Here is a 19,853-nt window from a genome sequence, read left to right on the forward strand (position 1 = left end):
TCACCTCTTATTTACTATGGCTTTTCTTTCATTATATCTTTCAAGACCTAGCTGAATTAATCTTTCTACTAATTCTCCATAAGTAGTACCATCCGTTGCTTTCCATAAGACAGGAGTCATACTTACAGCTGTAAAACCGGGCATAGTATTTATTTCATTTACAAAGATTTTATTATTATCTGTAACAAATATATCTACACGAGCTAAGCCACTACAATTTAAGACCTTGAAAGTTTTTTCTGCAGTTCTGCAAACTAAGTCTGTTATCTCTGGCTCTAGTCTAGCAGGTACTACAGGTATAAGTTTGCCATCTATATATTTAGCATTATAGTCAAAAAATGATCTTTCCATAATAAATTCACCAGGAACGGATGCCTTAGGATTATGGTTGCCTACTACAGAGATTTGCATTTCTCTCGCGATGATTTCTTCTTCAATGATTATCTTAGAGTCGTAAAGGAAAGCTTCTTTAAATGAATTTACAAGTTCTTCACGGTTTCCTGCCATAGTAATTCCTACGCTAGAGCCACCGTTAGATGGTTTTATATAACAAGGATAGCCAATCTCCTTTTCAACCTCCTCATAAGATTTTTCCTCATCTATTTTCCAGTTATGTAGTGTAACAGAAGCATATTTTACTTGAGGAATATTATATTTCGCCAATAAATCCTTTGCTACTACTTTATCCATAGCAACTGAAGAGGATAAAACTCCGTTTCCTACATATGGAATACTTAATAATTCTAAAAATCCTTGAATAGTACCATCTTCTCCATTGGGTCCATGAAGGGCTGGAAAAACTAAATTGTCTTCATTCTCTTTCAATATATTAGTTAAAAATTCTCCCATGGATAGGGCTACTGTAGAGGAACTAGCACTTCTTAGTTCATCTGGATTTTCTATTTTATTCTCCCATAGTCCTAGATTACACCATACCCCTTCATTGGTAATGTAGATTGGATAAACATTATATTTTACTCTATCTATAGCATTAATTATAGCTGATGCAGATCTTAAAGATATATCGTGTTCAACGGATTTTCCACCACATAATACATAAATATTTATTTTCATAAGTTTCCTCCTAAATTATACATAAGTTTACTATATAGATTATATCATAAGCATAACCTAAATAAGTAAAATTAATATTACAATTACCATAAAAATATATTTTAATTATATTTAGACTATTTAGATTTAGTATAGTATAGTTATTGTTAGAACCACAACATGGAAGATGGTGATACAAATGATGATATATGATGTACTAAAATTAGATTTAAAAAATGGAGAAACAATTTCAGTTGTAGGAGGTGGAGGTAAGACTACAACAATATTTCAATTGGCAAAGGAGTTAAAGGCATTGAATAAAAAGATACTTATTACAACAACTACTGCCATTTATATGCCAGATGAAAAAGAATATGATTATTTATTCATAAATGATATTAAAGATTTTTCTCCAAATAATGGTACTATATCTGTTTGGGGACAGGAAGTCAAAGAAGAAAAGTTAATGGGAGTATCTTTAAAGAAGCTAGATGAAATAATAGGAAAGAGAATATTTGATTTTATATTAGTAGAGGCAGATGGTGCAAAGAAAAAACCTATTAAGGCTCCAGCAGAACATGAGCCAGTGGTTACAGAAAATACTACAAAGACTATAGGGGTTGTAGGATTAGATTCTCTAGGAAAAACCATAGATGAAGAAACTGTTCATAGACCTGAAATCCTTATAAAAATTACAAATACGAACCTATTAGATATAATCAAGTCAGATGTTGTAGTAAAATTAGTCTTAGAGGAAGAAGGGTTATTTAAATCCTCTAAGGGTGAAAAGATCCTTTTGTTAAATAAGGCTAATGACCATGATTTAATAAAAGAAGGAATGAAAATAAGGGAAAGTTTATTAAATAAAGGAATAAAAAATGTAGTGATTTCAGATATACAAAGGAAGATGTTTTATTAGTGAGGGGGAGTCTTGTGGATTCATTATTAGAACAAATTAAAGAAGATGTGCGAAAATATGCAGAGATAATATCTAATACAATAAAAGTAGACGTGGAAATTGTAGATGAAAATATGAAAAGAGTTGCTGGAACAGGTATATTAAAAGATCAAATAGGCGTACTAAATGAGGGTTCGGTATATAAGAAGGTAATAGAAACAGGAAAACCTCAAATAATAGAAAACCCTCGAGAAAATGAAATATGTATAGATTGTGTTCAAAAAGATACTTGTATAGAAAAGCTGGAAATCTCAACTCCACTTATCTATGAAGATAATATAATAGGAGTAATTGGCTTAGTATGTTCCACTGATGACCAGAGAGCGCGTATTTTAGAGGACTTAGATACTCAGATGAAATTTTTATATCAGATAGGTGATTTTATATCTTCTAAGGTATACCAGCATAACGAATCTCTAATGCAGACAGAAAGAACGATAGTTTTAGATAAAGTTCTAAATAATGTAGATAAGGGTGTAATTGTATTAGATGACCAAAATAGAATAACTATGTTAAATAATAGTGCCATGAGAGAATTAGGATTTTCTCCAAAGGATTTAGGAAAACAAATTAGTATAATGGATAAATATGAATACATAATGGGTGGAGAGCTGCATGAGTTAAAAATAGATAAAGAAAGCTTTTTCTTAGTAGGTAATATTATACCTATCCACTCCATATCAAAGGAATATGCAAAGGTATTCATATTCAACAATATGGAAAAAATCAGCTCAGATATTAATAAAATAACTACTAGTGAGAAAAGAATAGATTTAAACTCTATAATTGGGGAATCTCCAGCTATGAAAATTCTTAAGGAGAAGATAAAAAGGATAGCACCTTCCCAATCCACAGTGCTAATAAGCGGAGAAAGTGGAACTGGAAAAGAATTAGTGGCAAGAGCTATTCACTATCTAAGTGATAGGAGACATAAACCTTTTGTGGCTGTAAATTGCAGTGCTATGCCTGAAGCTCTAATGGAATCGGAGCTATTTGGATATGTGAAGGGAGCCTTTACTGGTGCAAACCCTAATGGTAAAATAGGAAAGTTTGAATTGGCCAATGGAGGTGTAATACTTTTAGATGAAATAGGAGATATGCCTTTATATATGCAGGTCAAGCTTCTGAGGGTACTTCAAGAAAGAACAGTCACTAGAATAGGATCAAATCAAACTATTGATTTAGATATACGAGTTATTGCAGCTACTAATCTTAATTTGGAGGAAAGAATTAAGGAGAATAAATTTAGGGAAGATTTATTTTATAGATTAAATGTTATTCCTATAGAAGTACCACCTTTGAGAGAAAGAGAAGGAGATGTAGAATTAATATTAGATAAACTGGTAGATAAATATAATATTTTATTTGATAAGTATATCCATGATATAGATGAAGGATGTAAAGAGATATTGCTAAACTATTCTTGGCCTGGGAATGTAAGAGAACTTCAAAATACAATTGAATATATGGTAAATATAGCCAGTGGCATTGGAACTCTAACTAAGGAATTGCTGCCAGAGAATATTTTAAATAATGAATCCTTACTCCATGTAAACGAAGAAAATATAAAAACACTTAAGGAAATAGAGAAGGATTATATAGAAAAAGCATTGAAAATATATGGAGAAACTACAGAAGGAAAGAAGCTGGTAGCAAAAAAACTAGGTATAGGAATAGCAACTCTTTATAGAAAGTTAGACTCATAATTATCAATATGATAATTATGGAAGAAATCTTTGTGAAATATGTAATTAAACATGGATACAGCAATTATCATAATGATAATTCTAATTATCATTATGATAATTAGAAGGATTGTAGAGTGATTCTTCTAAAGAAGGGGAAAAGAAGTTACCAAGTTATAACCGTTGATAATACTTGGTTTTACAGGAGATAGGCTAATTTGAAATAAATTGTTATAAATAAATTTTAAATAAAAAAGCTACTGATTGTATTCAGCAGCTTTTTTGTTTAAAATATTTTCTTTTTAAAAGATATTAAAACCTCATGTTATAGCTACCTTAGATTAAAAGCAAACTTTCAATTTGATACAAAAAGTAAATATGGCATAGGATTTGCAAATATATAGGGCGACAATATAATAATTTTGAAAGGAGCAACAGAATGATAGATGCTATATTAATCAAAGAAGAAGTAGAGGTAGTGGATCACTTTATAAAGTGGAAGGAAAATCAATTACCTAAAACAGATATAGAATGTTGTATTGAAATTTTAAAAGAAGAGGAAATAAAAAAAGCTAGGACTTTTCATGAAAGTTTTGAACAATATTCAAAAACACCTTTACAAAATTTACAAGAATTAGCAAAAGAAATAGGGGTTGGCGGAGTTTATTTAAAGGATGAGTCATATAGATTTGGCTTAAATGCCTTTAAGGTTCTTGGTGGATCCTTTGCAATTGCTAAACATATGGCTGAAAAACTAGGAAAAGACATATCAGAACTAGGATATGAGACATTAATATCAGATGAAACAAGGAAACAACTGGGAGATATGTTGTTCGTAACAGCAACTGATGGTAACCACGGTAGGGGAATAGCATGGACTGCTAATCAGTTGAAACAAAAATCAGTAGTGTATATGCCAAAAGGATCAGCAGAAACAAGAGTGGAAAATATTAGAAAAGAAGGTGCTACAGTAAGTGTAGAAGATATGAACTACGATGATGCTGTAAGGCTGGCGGCAAAATATGCTGAAGAAAATAATGGTTTAGTAGTTCAAGATACAGCATGGGATGGATATGAAGATATACCGACTTGGATTATGCAAGGATATGGAACTATGGCATTGGAAGCTGTAGAGCAGCTAAAAGAATTAGGAATAGATAGGCCAACTCATATATTTTTACAGGCAGGTGTAGGTTCACTGGCGGCAGGAGTGCAAGGAGTCTTTGCTAATGTTTATAGTGGTAATTGCCCTACTACTACCATAGTAGAATCAAATTTGGCAGATTGTCTATATAGATCAGCAGTAGCTGGAGATGGAGAAGCTAGGGCAGTTGGGGGCGATATGCAGACAATAATGGCAGGATTAGCTTGTGGAGAAGCTAATACCATAGGCTGGGAAATATTAAAAAATCATAGCAGTATGTTTGTATCCTGTCCTGATTGGGTGGCAGCCAATGGTATGAGAGTCTTAGGAAATCCGTTAAAAAACGATCCTCATGTAATATCAGGAGAATCAGGAGCAGTAACTGCTGGATTATTAGTGGAAATCATGAAAAATGATGAATATAAAGAGTTAAGAGAAAAATTAAATCTTAATAAAGATTCTAAAGTTTTATTATTTAGTACAGAAGGAGATACAGATCCAGATAAATATAGAAGCATTGTGTGGAATGGAGAATGTACAAAGTAATAGAATTAAAATAAATTAAGGAGGATTATAATGCTAAACGAAGTAAGAAAAGAACAATTAATCAAGCTATGCCAAGAACTAATAAGATGCCCTAGTGTTTCTGGTCAAGAAGATAAGGTAGTAGAAGCAATAAAAAAGAATTTTCAAGCTTTAGGATATGATGACTGTTATGTTGATTGCTATGGAAATGTAATAGGCCATATTAAAGGTACAGGAAAAGGAAAGGCTATTTTATTTGATGGTCATATAGATACTGTTCCTGTAACAGATGAATTAAAATGGAAATTTGGACCTTTCTGTGGAGAAATCTCAGAAGGAAAGATATATGGTCGCGGAGCATCTGATATGAAGGGTCAACTTAGTGCTATGATTGCGGCAGCTGCTTATTTTGCAGAGGATACAAACAAGGAATTTGATGGAGATGTATATGTTGCAGGAGTAGTTCATGAGGAAATATTTGAAGGAGTAGCCGCTAGAAAGATAAGTGATGCCATAAATCCTGACTATGTTGTAATAGGAGAATCCTCAGAGTTAAACTTAAAGATTGGGCAAAGAGGTAGAGCAGAAATTGTAGTAGAAGTCTTTGGAAAACCAGCTCACTCAGCTAATCCAGAAAAGGGAATTAACTCAGTTTACAAAATGGCTAAGATAATAGACAGAATTCAAGGACTAAAACCAACTACTCATGAGGAGTTAGGAGATGGAATCTTAGTTCTTACAGACATTAAATCATCACCATATCCTGGAGCCTCTGTGGTACCAGAGTATTGCAGAGCTACCTTCGATAGAAGATTATTAGTTGGTGAGACAAAGGAATCGGTATTAGCACCAATAAAAGAATTTCTTGATGAAATGATGAAGGAAGATGATGAATTAAATGCGAAGGTAAGCTATGCCATAGGTTCTGAAATATGCTATACAGGTGAAACTATTACGGGAGAAAGATTTTTCCCAGGTTGGTTATTTGATAAAGAAGATGAATTTATTCAGGCAGCATATAAGGGACTTAAAGAAGCAGGACTTAACCCAGAAATAACTAATTATTCCTTCTGTACTAATGGAAGCCACTATGCAGGAGAAAAAGGAATAAAGACCATAGGATTTGGTCCATCTCAAGAGAATTTAGCTCATACAATCAATGAATATATTGAGATAGAGCAATTAGAAAAAGGTGCAAAAGGATATTACGGAATATTAAAATCTGTATATAGTAAGTAGAAGTCAAACTAAAGTGTGTATACGGTAAGTAGATAAAACCAAAGTGTGTCATAAAGAAAATCTAAGGAGGAAATAAGATGATGGACATATTGATAAAAAACGCTACTATTGTAACAGTGAATAAGAAAAGAGAGGTCTTCTTTGATGGTGCCTTAGCCATAAAAGATGATAGAATCGTAGGAGTTGGACCTACAGAAGAAGTTTTAAAAGAATATGGAGATGCTAAAAAGATAATAGATGCAGAAGGTAAAGTTATTTTCCCAGGATTCATAAATACTCACAATCACTTATTCCAAACTTTACTTAAAGGTTTAGGAGATGACATGGTACTAAAGGATTGGTTAGCTACAATGACATTCCCAGCAGCAAAGTTCATCACAAGGGAAGATACATATTATGCAGCAATGCAAGGATGTATCGAAGGACTTCGTAGTGGAATCACCACAATGGTAGATTATATGTATCCTCATAATAGAGAAAATCTTTCTGATGGAATAATAGATGCCTTTAGAGAACTTGGTATAAGAGGAATTTTAGGCAGAGGATGTATGAATACTGGTACTCAATTTGGTGTTCCTACAGAAATAATGCAGGATGTAGAAACAGTGGAAAAAGACGTAAGAAGACTATTTGAAGAACACCATAACTCAGAAAATGGAAGAATTAAAATATGGGTAGCACCTGCTGCCATGTGGTCAAATACAAAAGAAATGCTTCAAATGTTATGGAAGGTAACTAATGAGTACAATTCACATTTTACAGTTCATATTTCAGAAACACCTTTTGATAGAGAAGCAACAGAAGAGTTACATGGAAAAGTAGATATTGAACTATTGGAGGAATTAGGAATTGTTGGTCCAAATGTAGTAATGGTACACTGTGTATATCTGACTGAAGAAGATATGGAGCTTACTAAAAAGTATGATATGAAGGTTTCACATAATACTGCAAGTAATATGTATTTATCATCAGGAGTAGCACCTGTGCCTCAAATGTTAAAGAAAGGCATAACTGTAAGTTTAGGAGTAGATGGAGCAGCAAGTAACAACTCTCAAGATATGATCGAGCTTATGAAACTTACAGCACTTCAGCATAAGGTAGCTAACTTAGATCCACTGGCAATATCAGCAGAGAAAGTATTGGAATTAGCAACTATAGATGGTGCAAGAGCTGTAGGAATGGAGGATGAAATAGGTTCCTTAGAAGTAGGTAAGAAAGCAGATTTAGTAATATTTAATCCATTATTAAATCCAAAGGCAATACCTCTTCACAACCCAGTATCCACATTAGTATATTCCTCATCAATGCAAAATATTGAAGGAGTAATAGTAGATGGAAATATAATTATGGAAGACAGTAAGATATTAACTGTAGAAGATGAAAAGTCAGTTCTTAAAAAAGTACAAGAGATAGCAGACAACCTATGCGAAAGAGGAGAAATCACAAATAAAGGACCTGGACACAAGTGGAATAGCCTGTATTAATATAAAGAATTAATAGAAGTTTACTTAAACGTTTCATAAGCTGACAGGATATTAAGGGAAAGTTATCTTTCCCTGTCCTACCCTAAGATTTACTAAAGTAATTGGAGTTTTAATTGTAAAACCTGAAAATTAAGAGGGGGAATATTTTATGAGAGACAGAAGTAATACATCAAAATTTGATATTGATGGCATTCCGCCGTTGAAGGAATCGGTACCATTGGGATTGCAGCATCTTTTAGCGATGATAGTTGGTAATATGGTTCCAGCCATATTAATAGCAGGAATTGTAGGACTTTCAGGTTCCATGTCAACTATGTTGATTCAAGGATCAATGTTAGTAGCAGGTATAGCCACGCTTATCCAGTTATATCCAGTTCCTCTATTTGGAGGATTTAAAACAGGTTCTAAATTACCTGTGATCATGGGAGCTAACTATGTGTTTTTAGGAGCCTGTTTATCTGTTGTAGGGCAACATGGAATAGGTACTCTTGTAGGGGCACAAATCGTAGGTGCCGTAGCAATGATATTTTTTGGGATGCTTTCAAAGAAGTTTAGAAAGTTCTTTACACCAGTTGTATCAGGAACTGTAGTTACTTGTATGGGTCTTGGTCTATTTCCAGCAGCAGTCAACAACTTAGCTGGAGGTCAAGGTTCTCCAACTTTTGGAGATCCTATTAACTTTTTAGTAGGAATTATTGTAGCAACTATAATAATGATGTTAATGAAGTTTGGAAAAGGACTGCTAAAGGATACAGCAATTCTAGTAGGAATTTTAGTAGGATATATGATTGCATTAGGTTTTAAAATGGTAGATTTTACAGCAGTTGGCGGTGCTGCTTGGTTTGCATTGCCGCAGCCACTGGCTTTTGGTATAGAGTTTAAATTAGATGTCATTATAACTTTCATACTAATTTATATTATTGCCATAGCAGATATTATGGGAGCATATACAGTAGCAACCATAGGAGGATTAGGCAGAGAAGTAACAGATGAGGAACTTTCATCTGGAGTAATAGGAATTGGTATAGGTTCTATTATATCATCCTTATTTGGTTCTATTCCTTCAGGAGCATTTAGTCAAAATGCAGCTATAGTAGCTATGAATAAAGTTATAAGCAGATTTGTTGTAGCAATTGCAGCAGTTATTTTATTAGTATTAGGAGTTTCTCCAAAATTAGGAGCATTGGTTACAACTATACCTTCACCAGTAATTGGGGGAGCTACTTTAGTAATATTTTCTCAAATAGCAATGGCAGGTATAGGAATATTATCTATGGATCTTACAAATGACAATAGAATAATAGCAGGTGTTGCCATAGCAGCTGGTGTGGGATTGACTTCTGTGCCCGGAATTCTTAGTGGTTTTCCACCTATGGTTCAGACATTAATTGGAGATTCATCTGTAGTACTAGGAGCTATAATAGCATTCATATTGCAAATAGTTTTTAACATGAAATCTGAAGATAAATGCGGAGGTACTGGCAACGCTGTAGAACCACAGTCTTAAAAGGAATAACATCAAGCTATGTGTTGTCATTATTAAGGGTCAGGGCATATTTGGAACAGTATCCATTAATAGATTAATATACAAAGAGGCCATATAAGATTGTGGTCTCTAAAGAAACCTACTCAAGGAGGTTAAATGTGTGTTAGTAAAATTAGATATAAATAATTTTCTATATGAAGTAGAAGTAGAGCCAAGGGAAACTTTAATAAATGTATTAAGGGAGAAACTAGATTTAACAGGGGCAAAAAGAGGATGTAATTCTAGTAACTGTGGTGCTTGTAAAGTTTTAATTGATGGAGAAGCTGTGAAATCTTGTGGTATCTTAGCAAAAAATGTGGAAAGCAAAAAGATATATACTATAGAAGGATTTGCAACATCAGAAGGAAAGCTGCATCCTATACAAGAATCTTTTGTGGAAGCTGGAGCTGTACAATGTGGATATTGTACTCCGGGAATGATTATAACAACCCAAGCCTTATTAAATAAAAATAGTTCTCCTACAGAAGAGGAAATAAGAGAGGCTTTTAAAGAGAATCTTTGTCGTTGTACAGGATATGTAAAGATTATTGAAGCTGTAAAATTATCCGCTAAGAAATTAGGGGTGAACAAAAATGAGTAAAGAAAAAATAATAGGAAACTCCTATCCAGTTAAAGATGCTAATCTCAAGGTAACAGGTCAACTTAAATATGTTGGAGATATGAAACTCCCTAATATGTTATATGCAAAAATGCTCTTTAGCTCAGTGGCTCATGCCAATATAAAAAATATAGATATATCTGAGGCGCTGAAAGTACCGGGAGTAAGAGCAATAGCTACTTGTTTTAATACTCCCCAGACTAAATATAACAGTGCCTTGAGATTTTTCGAACATGATATTCCAAAAACAGAAGCAGTATTTCCACGAACAGTAAGATATGTAGGAGACAGAGTTGCCGCAGTTGCAGCAGAAACTGAAAAAGCAGCAAAGGAAGCCATAAAACTAATAAAAGTTGAATATGAAGAATTACCAGTAATCCTTGATGTGGAAGAAGCTATAAAAGAAGAAGCCATTCATATTCATCCAGGTGGAAATAAGGTAATAGAAATGACTGCCAATGCAGGAGATGTAGATAAGGCATTTGAAGAATGTTATAGAATATTTGAAGACAAGTATGAAGTACCTCCAATACACCATGGAGCCATAGAAACTCATGTAGCCATAGCTCAGTATGATTATACAGATAAACTTACACTATGGACACCAACACAAAATACCTTCGCTTTTAGAATATTATTATCTCAAATAATGGATATGCCATTACATAAGATAAGAGTAATAAGACCAACAATAGGTGGAGCTTTTGGCGGTAAGCTTGAAATGACTATAGAGCCTGTTGCAGCAATATTGTCAAGAATGACAAAGCGACCTGTAAAACTTGTGTTAGATAGAACAGAAACCATTTTAACTACAAGAGTTCGTCATGGTGCAGTAGTCTATATGAAAACTGGAGTAAAAGATGATGGAACTATTTTAGCTCAAGATATTAAGATGTATACCAATACTGGAGCCTATGCTTCCAGTGCATTAAATGTTATGGGGGCTCTTAGTCATAAAATATATAAAGTATATAAGATACCTAATATGAGATTTAGTGGAATACCAGTATATACAAATACTATTACTGCTGGAGCCATGAGAGGATATGGTTCTCCCCAAGTATTTATGGCACAGCAAACTCAACTAGGAAAAATAGCAAGGGAATTAAACTTGGATTTAATAGAAATACAAAAGAAAAACTCAGTTGAGCCTAATGGAGTAGACCAAAGGTTTAACTCACCTTTAGGTAATCCAAGATTATTAGATTGTATTGAAAAAGGAAGAGAATTATTTAAATGGGATGAAAAGAAAAATTCAAAGACTGAAGAAGGAAGCTGGGTCAAAGGTATAGGAATGGCAATAGGAGCTCATGGAAATGGAGTATTTGGAGCCCATAGAGATGTAATAACTTTAATTCTAAAGCTAAATGAAGATGGAACCTTAACTCTTATTACAGGAACTCATGATATGGGAAATGGAACTGTCACTATGCAAACTCAGATGATAGCAGAAGTATTAGGAGTTACTCCAGATAAAGTAGAAACTTTTGAAACTGATACAGATGCCTGTGCTTGGAATTTAGGAGACTATGCTAGTAGAGGTGTATTTGTGGAGGGGGCTGCTGCTAAAAAGACTGCCGAGAAACTTAAAGAATTAATAATATCTGATGCTAAGGAATTGTTAGAGGTTGAAGATGAACTGGAGTTAGTAGAAGGATTTGTTGTAAGTAAGTCTAATTCAGAAAAGAGAGTATCTCTATCGGATATAGCAGTAAATAGCCAAAAAGTAAAAAACAGAGAACTTACAGTAATAGAAGATTATGCGTCACCTGCTGGACTTACATCCTATGGTGCTCACTTTGCAGAAGTTTTAGTAAATAAAGAGACAGGAGAAATAAAAGTTATAGATTTTGTAGCAGTACATGATGTAGGCAGAATGATTAATCCTATATCTTTAGAGGGGCAGCTTGAAGGTGGAATACAAATGGGATTAGGATATGCTTTAAGTGAAGGTTATGTATTTGATGAAAAAGGAAAGCCAATAAATAATAGTTTCACAACTTATAAGATGTTTAGGACAGTAGATATGCCAAAGATTACAACATTCTTTATAGAAGAATTAGAGGAAAAAGGTCCTTATGGTGCAAAGAGTATTGGAGAATGTGCAGTAGTTCCTGTAGCACCTGCAGTATGTAATGCAGTGGCTGATGCACTTAATATTGATGTAAATGAATTACCTATAAAAATAAAAAGAGGTGTGTAATTTATGGTTAAAATATTAGGAATTAGTGGAAGTCCTAGACATGGAGCAACTGAATATGCAGTACAAGAAGCATTGAAATCAGTTCAAGAAACAGTACCGGGAATTGAAATAGAATATTGGAGTGTAAGAGGTAAAAAAATAGGACCTTGTGTTCACTGTGATGCTTGTATTAGAAATAAAACCATGTGTATTATAAAAGACGATTTACAAGAACTAGAGCCTAAGATACTAGAAGCTGATGCCCTTATTATTGGCTCGCCAGTATATGATATGAATATAACGGCTCAACTTACAGCAATATTCAATAGACTACGTCCAATTTATTTGGTACACGCCGGAAAATTACAAAATAAGGTAGGGGCTGCTATTACTACAGGTGGAACTAGATACGGTGGTCAAGAACTGGCTAAACTTCCTATAATAAACTTCTATTTAATGCACGAAATGCTTGTTTCTGGAGGTTTAGGAGGTTGTTATATAGGAGGAACTATTTGGAGTAAAGATGCAAAGGCAAAAGGAGCAGAGGAAGACACTGTAGGAATGGATACTATAAAAAGATTAGGTAAGGGAGTAGCCGAGGCGGTAATGGTTTCCAAATATGGACTAGATGCTTGGAATCAGCAAAAAGAGACTCTAGGTCTTATAGCTACCGATAAATCACCACTAAGAGACCACTAAAAAATTTTCCAATATATAAACTATCTCAGTTAGACTTGAGTTAGTAGAATTTAGATGCTTTAATGTAAGAAAGTCAATGTGTAAATATAATATTTTAAAATACTAAGGAGAAAAACAAGCAGGTAATAAAATAAAATCTATGGAGGGACATTGAATGTTGAAAAAGAAAGAGTATAGTACTTCACCTTTCGATATTAATGGAGTACCACCTATTGCAAAAGCATTACCTTTATCATTGCAACATATTTTAGCAATGATAGTAGGAACAGTAACTGTACCTATAATTATTGCTGGAGTAACAGGTGCAAGTCCTCAAGAAAAAACGTTACTTGTTCAGGCTGCTTTAATAGTTGCCGGATTAGCAACATTATTACAGCTTTATCCTATTGGTAATTTAGGATCTAAGCTGCCAATTATATTTGGCGTAGGATTTACTTATGTACCTACATTAACAGCTATAGGATCAGAATATGGATTATCGGGTATATTTGGAGCACAATTATTAGGTGGTATTTTCACCATATTAATAGGTGTGACAATTAAAAAGTATATAAAATACTTTCCGCCTCTTGTAACGGGAACAGTAGTTACTACAATTGGATTATCACTATATCCTATAGCCATAAACTATATGGCTGGTGGGATCAATGCACCAGACTATGGTTCGCCTTCTAATTGGGGCATAGCACTATTAACATTAGTAGTAGTAATTATTTGCAGTCAATTTGCAAAAGGATATTTAAAATCAGCTTCAATGATAGTAGGAATTGCAGTAGGATATATTGCAGCTTTAGCCATTAATAAAGTAGATTTCGGACCCATTGCTGAAGCAACTTTGATTTCAATACCTAAAATAAACAATTTTTCAATGTCCTTTCATGCTCCAGCCATAGTTAGTATGTTAGTATTAGCTTTGGTAAATGCACTACAAAGCATAGGTGATTTGTCTGCAACTACTATGGGTGGTATGAATAGAAGAATTACTGAAGAAGAATTATCAAGAGGAATTGTAGGTAGTGGAATAATTACGGCGGCAGGTGTATTAATTGGAGGTTTGCCACCATCTTCTTATAGTCAAAATGTTGGGTTATTATCAATGAATAAAGTTATTAGCAGATTTGTATTTGGCATAGCAGGAGGATTTATGTTATTGGCAGGATTTGTACCAAAGTTTGGTGCATTAATGACAACTATTCCTACATCTGTACTTGGTGGGGCAACAGTAAGTATTTTCGGAATGATAACTATGACTGGATTTAAATTAATAATTCAAGAAGAGCTTACTGCAAGAAATGTTACTATAGTTGGTCTTGCTTTAGCCATGGGTATGGGAGTGACTACAGTACCTGAATGCTTAGACCAGTTTCCAGAGATTGTATCAATGATATTTGGTAAATCACCTATAGTAATAGCTACAATAGTTGCATTTACATTAAATATTATATTACCAAATAAAACATTACAGGATGAAGAAAATGAGAGAATACAGATGGATGCTAATTAACTATGCTAGAAGTGTACTAAATACAGAGATTAGGATAAATGAATATAACAATAACAGCAAATGCAAAAGGTTGGCATTAGATGTTAAGGAGTATTAGATACATTTAAAGTTTTACTTAAATCGTTTCATAAAATTTAATATAATTTAGATTTCCAAAATGAGTTATAAACTAATAAACGGAGGAGGAAATTTTATGAGAGACAGGAGTAATACATCAAAATTTCACTTAGATGGTATTCCACCATTAAGGGAAGCATTTCCTTTAGGACTACAGCATGTTATAGCAATGTTTGTTCCAAATCTAGTACCTATGATGCTTGTTTCACAGGCAGCAGGTTTAGATCACTATCATACAACATTATTAATCCAATGTGCCATGATAGGTGCAGCAATAGGAACACTATTGCAAGAATATCCTATTTCATTGGGGAAGGAATATAGAATAGGCTCAAAGTTACCAGTTATGCTAGGATTAACTTATGTATTTATGCCAACTTGTATTGCTGTAGCTGGGCAATATGGTATGGCAACAATATTTGGTGCTCAAATGGCGGCAGGATTAATATCAATTATTTTTGGCGTGGTTTTTAAGAAGGTTAGAAAATATTTTCCACCGGTGGTAACAGGAACAGTGGTATTATCTCTAGGACTTTCTGTGTTTAGTTTAGCAATAAACAATATAGCAGGTGGAGCTAATTCAGCTACTTATGGATCATATCAAAATTGGATAGTAGGTATGACTGTTGTAGTTATTGTATTGTTTTTACAACAATGGGGAAAGGGACTACTTAAGGATTCTGCCATATTGGTAGGTATGCTAGTGGGATACATTGTTGCATTTGGATTTAAAATGATAGACTTTTCACCAATAGCAGAGGCAGCTTGGTTTGCACTACCAAAGCCATTAGCCTTTGGATTGGATTTTAGGTTAGATATAATTGTAATGTTTGTATTACTGTATTTTATTGTATCAGTCCAAATAGTTGGAGATTTTTCTGTTTCAGCAATGGGTGGTCTTGGAAGAGAAGCAACAGACGAGGAACTTACTGGCGGAATAATAGGAAATAGTTTCTCAAGTATCATAACAGCTTTATTAAATAATTTCCCAACAGCTACATATAGCCAAAATTCTGGATTAGTTGCATTGAATAAGGTGGTAAGTAGATATGTTTTGGGTGTGGGAGCAATAATATTACTTATTGCTGGTCTTTGTCCTAAGATTGGAGCAGCATTTTCGACTATCCCTAATTCAGTAGTTGGAGGAGGAACTCTTGTAGTATTCTCAATGATAGCTATGTCAGGAGTAAGTCTTGTAAATATGCAGGAATTTGGTGCTAGATCTAAATTGATAGTGGGAATATCATTGGCATTTGGACTTGGCATAGTTAATGCTAAAGAATCTATAGCAATGTTTCCTGATACATTTAAATTGTTATTTGGTCAATCCAGTGTAGTACTAGCCACGACTGTTGCAGTTATACTAAATCTCATATTCCCTAAAGAAAAGGAAGAGATAAATGAAGCAGTGGATAAAAATAGTGGTAAGATGAACCAAAGCAGTGTAGAGGTTTTATCTTAGAATAGTTGTATATTTAATAGAGAGGTGAGAATATGAATATGACATTAACTATAAATAATAAAAAAGTCACATTAGATATAAAGCCAGATGAAGTTCTACTTGACACATTAAGAGCAAATGGATATTTAAGCGTACAAAGAGGATGTGATACTAGCTCTTGTGGATTATGCGCAATATGGGTCAATGATGAGGTAGTACTATCTTGTACTTATCTTACTGTAAGGGCAGCAAATAAAAATGTAACTACACTGGAAGGAGTACAAAAAGAAGCTAAAGAATTTGCAGATTTTCTTGCAGATGAAGGTGCAGATCAATGTGGATATTGTGCACCAGGATTTATAATGACAGTTTTGGCTATGGCAAAAGAACTAAATAATCCTAGTGAAGAGGAAATATATCATTACTTAAACGGAAACCTTTGTAGATGTACAGGCTATAAAGGACAGATTAGGGCTATAAAGAAATATTTAGAATTCAAAAATAATTAAATAGGGAAAGGGGGAAAGAAAATGATTACCATAAAAGAATATGTTGCACCTGAAAGTTTAGAAGAAGCATATGAAATACTAATGTCTGGAAAAACCAACTTAATTTTAGGTGGTTTTGGATTTATTAAAATGGGTTCAAGAGCAGTAAATAAGGCAATAGACTTATGTAATTTATCCTTAGATTATATTACTGAAACTGAAGATGAAATACTAATAGGAGCAGAAACATCTTTAAGAGCTTTAGAAATCAATGATATAATTAGAAATTACTGTGGTGGAGTAATTAGTCAAGGTGTTTCAAATATTGTAGGAGTACAGTTTAGAAATATGGCTAAGGTTGGGGCAAGTGTATTTTCTAGATATGGATTTTCCGATTTATTACCATCCCTATTGGTTTTAGATGCAAAGGTAAGACTTTATAAAGGTGGACTAATGAACTTAGATGATTTCTTAGAAAGAGACTTTGAAAAAGATATATTAGTAGAAGTTATATTACCTAAGAAAAAAGGTATGGCAGTATATGATTGCATTAGAAAATCAACTGGAGATTTCCCGATTATAAATGGAGCAATCTTTAAAGGAGAAAATGGACAATACAGAATAGCCATTGGCTCAAGACCTCAAAGAGCTAAGTTAGCCATAAAAGCAGCAAAGGCATTGGAAAATGGTGATGATATAGAAGCAGTTGTAGAAATCATACCAGAAGAATTACATTTTGGTACCAATATTCGTGGAAGCAAAGAATATAGAGAAGATATGAGTAAGGCTCTGTTAAGCAGAATGTACGGCAAGGTAGGTGTTTAATTTGGTAAATAAAAGTGTAAGGAAAAAAGACAGTGAATCTTTATTAAGTGGTAAGCCTGTATATATGGAAGATATGATTTTTCATAAAGATGTTTTGACATTAAAGGCTTTGAGAAGCCCCTATGCTTTTGCCAAAATAAGAAATATAGATATAGAAACGGCAAAAAAAGTACCTGGAGTAGTAGATATATATACTTATAAAGATGTTCCTTACAATAGATTTACAGAATGCTGTGAATCCTATACTGAAGCATCACCTTATGATAGATGTTTATTAGAGCCATTACTAAGATATGTGGGAGATGAAGTTGCAATAATTGCGGCTGAAACTGAAGACGCTGCTGAGAAAGCCTTGAAACTAATAAAAGTTGATTATGAAGTTTTAGAACCTATATTAGACCCAAGAATTGCAGAAGGACATAGTTCCATAATACATCCAGAAGAAGATATTTTCTGTTCATTTCCTTACGGACACAATCAGCTCAAAAATATAGTTTCTGAATTTAACTATGGCAAAGGTGACGTAGATGAAGAGTTTAAAAACTGTGACGTAATTATAGAAAGAACATACAAAACTCAAGCCCAATCCCACTGTATGCTAGAAACTCATAGGGCTTATACCTATATAGATGCCAATGGAAGAATAGTAATTATTTCCCCTACCCAAACTCCTTATCACATGAGAAGACAGGTTTGCAGAGCCATAGGAATTCCCGCATCAAAGGTAAGACTTATAAAACCTAGAGTTGGTGGAGGATTTGGAGGAAAGAAAATAGCATTAGTAGAACCTTTCGCAGCTTTTGTTACTTGGAAAACAGGAAGACCTTGTAAATTTATATATACAAGAAATGAAACATTTGTTGCAACAAACACAAGACATCCTATAATATTTGATGTAAAAATTGGGGCAGACAAGGAAGGTAATATTAAAGCTATTGAGGTAAACTCTTTGAACAATGCAGGGGCTCATGGTGGAGATTCGGTTATAATCACCATGGAAGCAGCACAAAACTCATTACCCACCTATAACAAGGTTCCTGCCATAAAATATACTGGGAAAACTGTATATACAAATTTACAGCCAGGAGGTGCCCTTAGAGGATATGGTGCAACTCAAGGAACTTTTGCTTTAGATTCAGCAATAAATGAGTTATCTGTTGTCCTTAATATGGACCCTGTAGAAGTTAAACTGAAAAATACAATTCGTGCAGGAGAAGTAGGAGGAGTTGTTCATAATACCATTAGAAGCTTCAATATAGAAAGATGTATAGAAAGAGGAAAAGAATTAATAGGATGGGATGAAAAATTTCCAAGAAAAGAAGTAGGAGATAACAAAGTTAGGGGTATAGGAATGGCTCTAGGTACTCATGTGTCTGGAGTTGCAGGTATAGATAAATCAGGAGTCAGCATTAGATTAGTTGAAGATGGAACTTATATGATGCTAACCAGTTCAGGGGATACGGGAACAGGGTCAGATACAATCTTATCTCAGATTGCAGCAGAAGCCCTAAACACAAGTGTAGATAATATTCAAATATATGCAGGAGATACAGATGCCTGTCCTTATGATACAGGAGCATTTGCTGCCTCCACAACTTATGTTTCTGGAAACGCAGTTATAAGAGCAGCCAAGGAAATGGAAACTTTAGTTTTAAAGGCAGCGGAGAAGAAATTAAATATTCCTGCTGCTACACTGGAACTAAAGGAAGATAGAGTTTGTTTAAAGGGAAATCAAGATGTGTTTGTAACATTACAAACATTGGCTGAGGATTCTCAAGCAGGGCCAGATTATCCAATTTTAATAGCCAGTGCAAGTTCAGGAATAACTGAAAGTCCTAGACCAATAATGGCTGGATTTGCTGAAGTAGAAGTTGATAAAATCACAGGAGAAGTAAAACTTGTGGGCTATGTGGCAGTTATTGATTGCGGAACTGTTATAAATCCTGCTTTGGCAAAGATTCAGGCTGAAGGTGGATTGACTCAAGGTATAGGTATGGCAATGTTTGAGGAGGTAATTCATTCAGATACTGGAAAACTTATTACCAATAATTTTATGAACTATAATGTTCCAAATAGAAAAGATATAGGAAATATAACAGTAGAATTCCAACCTCAATATGAACCAACAGGGCCATTTGGTGCTAAATCCCTTGGAGAAATAGTAACTCATACTCCATCGCCAGCAATAGCAAGTGCTATTTATAATGCTGTAGGAGTACAAATAAGAGATTTGCCAATGACACCAGAGAAGGTTTATAAAGCAATGAAGGAAAAAAATCTAAATGATGTTGTTAATAAAGCTATTTAATTTTTAAAAATAGGTCTATAGCCATTTTCTGATGGCTTAGAAAATGGTTATAGAATA

The 19,853-nt window shown here is 33.9% G+C and carries 16 protein-coding genes; 15 read left to right on the forward strand and 1 reads right to left on the reverse strand.

Annotated elements, in window-relative coordinates; genetic code table 11:
- Positions 1-1,074 carry a D-alanine--D-alanine ligase family protein gene (locus RBU61_RS19215; protein ID WP_308877293.1) on the reverse strand — a complete coding sequence of 358 codons (1,074 nt, stop codon included), beginning with the start codon at positions 1,072-1,074 and terminating at the stop codon, positions 1-3.
- 178 nt (positions 1,075-1,252) lie between these two features.
- Between RBU61_RS19215 and yqeC the strand changes: the two genes are divergently transcribed.
- The 15 genes from yqeC to RBU61_RS19290 all read left to right on the forward strand — a co-directional run bounded on the left by yqeC (position 1,253) and on the right by RBU61_RS19290 (position 19,796).
- Positions 1,253-1,972 (forward strand): selenium cofactor biosynthesis protein YqeC, encoded by a 720-nt coding sequence (yqeC, locus tag RBU61_RS19220; protein ID WP_308877294.1) that lies wholly within the window; start codon positions 1,253-1,255, stop codon positions 1,970-1,972.
- 14 nt (positions 1,973-1,986) lie between these two features.
- Complete coding sequence (locus tag RBU61_RS19225; protein WP_308877295.1) at positions 1,987-3,717, forward strand: sigma 54-interacting transcriptional regulator; 1,731 nt, start codon at positions 1,987-1,989, stop codon at positions 3,715-3,717.
- A gap of 457 nt (positions 3,718-4,174) precedes the next feature.
- Complete coding sequence (gene dpaL / locus RBU61_RS19230; RefSeq protein WP_374212535.1) at positions 4,175-5,386, forward strand: diaminopropionate ammonia-lyase; 1,212 nt, start codon at positions 4,175-4,177, stop codon at positions 5,384-5,386.
- Between the two features lie 30 nt (positions 5,387-5,416).
- Positions 5,417-6,604, forward strand: coding sequence for a YgeY family selenium metabolism-linked hydrolase (locus tag RBU61_RS19235; RefSeq protein ID WP_308877298.1), 1,188 nt, complete (start codon positions 5,417-5,419; stop codon positions 6,602-6,604).
- A gap of 77 nt (positions 6,605-6,681) precedes the next feature.
- A complete protein-coding gene (locus RBU61_RS19240) occupies positions 6,682-8,088 on the forward strand; it encodes an amidohydrolase (protein WP_308877299.1) in 1,407 nt (468 codons plus the stop codon).
- Positions 8,089-8,236: 148 nt separating this feature from the next.
- A complete protein-coding gene (locus tag RBU61_RS19245) occupies positions 8,237-9,595 on the forward strand; it encodes a solute carrier family 23 protein (protein ID WP_308877300.1) in 1,359 nt (452 codons plus the stop codon).
- A gap of 139 nt (positions 9,596-9,734) precedes the next feature.
- Entirely contained in the window at positions 9,735-10,214 is a 480-nt protein-coding gene (locus tag RBU61_RS19250; protein WP_308877302.1) for a 2Fe-2S iron-sulfur cluster-binding protein, read from the forward strand.
- Positions 10,207-12,435 (forward strand): molybdopterin cofactor-binding domain-containing protein, encoded by a 2,229-nt coding sequence (locus RBU61_RS19255; protein ID WP_308877304.1) that lies wholly within the window; start codon positions 10,207-10,209, stop codon positions 12,433-12,435. Before RBU61_RS19250 ends, RBU61_RS19255 begins: the two co-directional genes overlap by 8 nt.
- Positions 12,436-12,438: 3 nt before the next feature.
- The gene (locus RBU61_RS19260; protein WP_308877305.1) at positions 12,439-13,113 is read left to right on the forward strand and encodes a flavodoxin family protein; all 675 of its coding nucleotides are present in this window, start codon (positions 12,439-12,441) and stop codon (positions 13,111-13,113) included.
- Between the two features lie 154 nt (positions 13,114-13,267).
- Positions 13,268-14,617, forward strand: coding sequence for a nucleobase:cation symporter-2 family protein (locus RBU61_RS19265; protein ID WP_308877308.1), 1,350 nt, complete (start codon positions 13,268-13,270; stop codon positions 14,615-14,617).
- On the forward strand, positions 14,589-14,714 hold the full coding sequence (locus tag RBU61_RS19270) for a hypothetical protein (RefSeq protein ID WP_308877309.1): 126 nt from the start codon (positions 14,589-14,591) through the stop codon (positions 14,712-14,714). Before RBU61_RS19265 ends, RBU61_RS19270 begins: the two co-directional genes overlap by 29 nt.
- A gap of 96 nt (positions 14,715-14,810) precedes the next feature.
- Complete coding sequence (locus tag RBU61_RS19275; protein ID WP_308877310.1) at positions 14,811-16,196, forward strand: nucleobase:cation symporter-2 family protein; 1,386 nt, start codon at positions 14,811-14,813, stop codon at positions 16,194-16,196.
- A 32-nt stretch (positions 16,197-16,228) separates the two neighbouring features.
- Positions 16,229-16,684, forward strand: a complete 456-nt coding sequence (locus RBU61_RS19280; RefSeq protein ID WP_308877311.1) for a 2Fe-2S iron-sulfur cluster-binding protein — start codon at positions 16,229-16,231, stop codon at positions 16,682-16,684.
- 21 nt (positions 16,685-16,705) lie between these two features.
- Positions 16,706-17,488 (forward strand): FAD binding domain-containing protein, encoded by a 783-nt coding sequence (locus RBU61_RS19285; protein WP_308877312.1) that lies wholly within the window; start codon positions 16,706-16,708, stop codon positions 17,486-17,488.
- Between the two features lies 1 nt (position 17,489).
- Positions 17,490-19,796, forward strand: coding sequence for a molybdopterin cofactor-binding domain-containing protein (locus RBU61_RS19290; protein WP_308877313.1), 2,307 nt, complete (start codon positions 17,490-17,492; stop codon positions 19,794-19,796).
- Positions 19,797-19,853 lie beyond the last annotated feature (57 nt).

The sequence above is a fragment of the Tissierella sp. MB52-C2 genome (genome assembly GCF_030931715.1).
Lineage (GTDB): Bacteria > Bacillota > Clostridia > Tissierellales > Tissierellaceae > Tissierella.

Excerpts from the sequence above, each read along its gene's own strand:
- RBU61_RS19215 (WP_308877293.1), bottom strand. The coding sequence starts at position 1,074 with ATGAAAATAAATATTTATGTATTATGTGGTGGAAAATCCGTTGAACAC.
- yqeC (WP_308877294.1), top strand. The coding sequence starts at position 1,253 with ATGATGATATATGATGTACTAAAATTAGATTTAAAAAATGGAGAAACA.
- RBU61_RS19235 (WP_308877298.1), top strand. The coding sequence starts at position 5,417 with ATGCTAAACGAAGTAAGAAAAGAACAATTAATCAAGCTATGCCAAGAA.
- RBU61_RS19240 (WP_308877299.1), top strand. The coding sequence starts at position 6,682 with ATGATGGACATATTGATAAAAAACGCTACTATTGTAACAGTGAATAAG.
- RBU61_RS19245 (WP_308877300.1), top strand. The coding sequence starts at position 8,237 with ATGAGAGACAGAAGTAATACATCAAAATTTGATATTGATGGCATTCCG.
- RBU61_RS19255 (WP_308877304.1), top strand. The coding sequence starts at position 10,207 with ATGAGTAAAGAAAAAATAATAGGAAACTCCTATCCAGTTAAAGATGCT.
- RBU61_RS19260 (WP_308877305.1), top strand. The coding sequence starts at position 12,439 with ATGGTTAAAATATTAGGAATTAGTGGAAGTCCTAGACATGGAGCAACT.
- RBU61_RS19265 (WP_308877308.1), top strand. The coding sequence starts at position 13,268 with ATGTTGAAAAAGAAAGAGTATAGTACTTCACCTTTCGATATTAATGGA.
- RBU61_RS19270 (WP_308877309.1), top strand. The coding sequence starts at position 14,589 with ATGAGAGAATACAGATGGATGCTAATTAACTATGCTAGAAGTGTACTA.
- RBU61_RS19275 (WP_308877310.1), top strand. The coding sequence starts at position 14,811 with ATGAGAGACAGGAGTAATACATCAAAATTTCACTTAGATGGTATTCCA.
- RBU61_RS19280 (WP_308877311.1), top strand. The coding sequence starts at position 16,229 with ATGAATATGACATTAACTATAAATAATAAAAAAGTCACATTAGATATA.
- RBU61_RS19285 (WP_308877312.1), top strand. The coding sequence starts at position 16,706 with ATGATTACCATAAAAGAATATGTTGCACCTGAAAGTTTAGAAGAAGCA.